At 70.5% G+C, this 2,418-nt stretch carries 2 protein-coding genes; one reads left to right on the top strand and one right to left on the bottom strand.

Going from position 1 to position 2,418, the window contains the following annotated elements:
* The first annotated feature begins 94 nt into the window (after nt 1–94).
* Nucleotides 95–1,447: an ATP-binding protein gene (locus tag QVN30_RS11410; protein WP_289836467.1), complete on the top strand. Its 1,353-nt coding sequence runs from the start codon at nt 95–97 to the stop codon at nt 1,445–1,447.
* Nucleotides 1,448–1,746: 299 nt separating this feature from the next.
* Here QVN30_RS11410 and QVN30_RS11415 read toward each other — a convergent pair whose 3' ends face one another.
* A complete protein-coding gene (locus QVN30_RS11415) occupies nt 1,747–1,935 on the bottom strand; it encodes a hypothetical protein (protein ID WP_204542102.1) in 189 nt (62 codons plus the stop codon).
* Between the last annotated feature and the right edge of the window lie 483 nt (nt 1,936–2,418).

The raw sequence follows: 2,418 nt of genomic DNA on the forward strand, positions 1-2,418 counted from the left end.
GCCCTCTATCAGCATGGCGCCATTTCCCTTGCCGCGCTGCGTGTCAAGATGTAGCATTATCTTGGCACGCAGCGCGGCAAGAAAGGCGGTCGGCATGAACGGCGTCATAGCGGAGAAGATCCAGGACTTCATCGATGACGGCATCCCCGAGGCGTTCGAGCGAGACCTTGATCTGGGCCCGGTGCGCCCGCCGGCGCGCGGCAACCTCGCCACGGTCGTCACCGGCGTCCGCAGGTGCGGGAAAACCTACCGGCTGTTCCAGGAGATGAGGCGCATCGTGGCGGAGGGCTGGCCGCCCGAGTCGATCCTCTACTTCAACTTCGAGGACGAGCGCCTGAAGCCCTACCGTCCCGGCCTGCTCGCCGAGGTCCTCGACACGTTCTACGCCATGAGGCCCTCCGCCCGCCGCGACGGCGCGTTCCTGTTCTTCGACGAGATCCAGGAGGTCCCCGAGTGGGGGGCCTTCCTGCGCCGCGTGGTGGACGGGACGAGGTCGACCGTCTACGTCACGGGGTCGTCCTCGCGCATGCTCTCGGCAGACCTCGCCTCCGAGTTCCGCGGCAGGGCCATCTCGCGAGAGCTGTTCCCCATGGGCCTCTCCGAGTACGCGCGCTACCACGGCGTCGAGGTGCCGGCGGGCGCGGCTGGGGGCGGCGCCGTCGGGTCCGCCGCGCGCGCCGGGCTACGCCACGCCCTGCCCGGGTACCTCTCGCGCGGCGGTTTCATCGCGGTGCAGGGCCTGCCGGCATCGGATGCCGTGCAGCTGCTGCAGGAGTACGCCAACCGCACCGTGGCCCTCGACGTCATCGAGCGCCACGGGGTGCGAAACCCCGCCGCCGCTGCGCGCTTCCTGGCGCGCTGCCTCGCCTCCTCGGGACGCGAGCTGTCGCTCAACAGGGCCGCGGGCGCATTCAAGTCGGCGGGCCTGGCCGTCTCCCGCGCGACGCTCTCGGGCCTGCTCGGCTACTACGAGGAGTCCTACCTGGTGTTCGAGCTCGGCGAGTTCAGCCGCTCGCTGTCGGAGAACGCCCGCTCGGCGTCGAAGGTCTACGCGGTGGACCCCGGCATGCTGACGGCGTTCTCGCCCTCGGCGGTGCGAGACGAGGGCCAGAGGCTCGAGACGGCGGTCTTCGACCGGCTGCGCCGGGGCGCCGGCGGCATGCGGGAGGGGGCGATATCCCGACTGGTCGTGGACGACGGCGGGCGGCACGAGGTCGACTTCGTCGTCGGCGACGCGCTGCTCGGCGAGGGGTACCGGCTGGTGCAGGTCAGCGTGTCGATGGCCGAGCGCGCCACGCGCGAGCGCGAGGTGGCGGGCCTGCGCGCCGGCATGCGGCGCCTCGACGCGGCCGAGGGCTGGATCGTCACCATGGACGAGGAGGAGGAGATCGACGTCCCGGAGGGCGCGGTCCACGTCGTCCCCGCCTGGAGATGGCTGTTGGGGTAGCGGGGGCAGCTCAGACGGGCCCGGGCGCGGATAACCTTGGTTTACACTCCGGGGTATCGGTGCGGCGCCTCCGAATGCGCGGCGGGCCCCGTCGAGACGCGCCGGATCAGGATTGCCCGCCAGGCGGTCTCCGGCCAGCCCAACGCGCCGGGCAAGCGGTTCAGACGCGCGCGCCCGCACCGCAGCCTCGGACTTGCCATGCCGGGGCCGCGCTTGACCGACTGTCGGGCGCGGGCGCCGCCATCAAGGGTGCCGTTTGTGCCGGCCCTCCGCATCCTTCCGCCGCCATACGTAGCCGGTCAGACAGGTTCGCGAAGCTGCTCGATGAGCCCCTGCTCGGCGATGTCGCGGCGGGCGGACTCCATGAGGCGGCTGCTAGACCGCTGGGATGCGCCCATCCCGTTGACGTCGGCCGCGGCGTCGATCTGCCTGAGCTGCTCCTCGGCCATCCTCGGGTCCAGTCGTCCGGTCTTCCTCGCGCCCTCCATTTGCTCCTCCTTATGCACGGTGAATCACCGTCATGATGGCCGTATCCTCGTCACGGGTTAACGCCTGCCGTAGAGAGACGGGCGGGCGTTTCCGACGGTGCGGATCGATGCTCGGAGGACGGCATCGGCGATGCCGGCCCGCAGGGCGGCGCCTCGGGCCCCCGGCACCCGCCGTAAGAGAGTGCTGTGGACGGCTCGGGCAAGATGAGCTGGCGCTTGGAGGGCGCTGGCCCGCTCTGGCAGAGCTTGACGGAGCTTGGCAGAGCCGCTATGCCCCGCCTCCGAAATCGTAGCGCCGGGACGGATCCGTCTTGCTCGTTCCGCACCAAGTGAGCGCACCTCGCTCCAAATACCCGCGCAAGGAGGGACAGGGACAAGAAATCCGTTCCAGCGCCACGAGCTGGCAGACGGCTGTAAAGGGCTGTAAAGGGCCCTGCCAAGTCGGGGCGGCGCGCCTTCGATGCGCAGCCCCGGTCTCCCCCT

The sequence above is a fragment of the Collinsella ihumii genome, from assembly GCF_030385545.1.
In the GTDB taxonomy this organism is placed as follows: Bacteria; Actinomycetota; Coriobacteriia; order Coriobacteriales; family Coriobacteriaceae; genus Collinsella; species Collinsella ihumii.

What these genes read in the sequence shown, in the direction of transcription:
- QVN30_RS11410 (WP_289836467.1), top strand. Translation starts at nt 95, where the DNA reads ATGAACGGCGTCATAGCGGAGAAGATCCAGGACTTCATCGATGACGGC.
- QVN30_RS11415 (WP_204542102.1), bottom strand. Translation starts at nt 1,935, where the DNA reads ATGGAGGGCGCGAGGAAGACCGGACGACTGGACCCGAGGATGGCCGAG.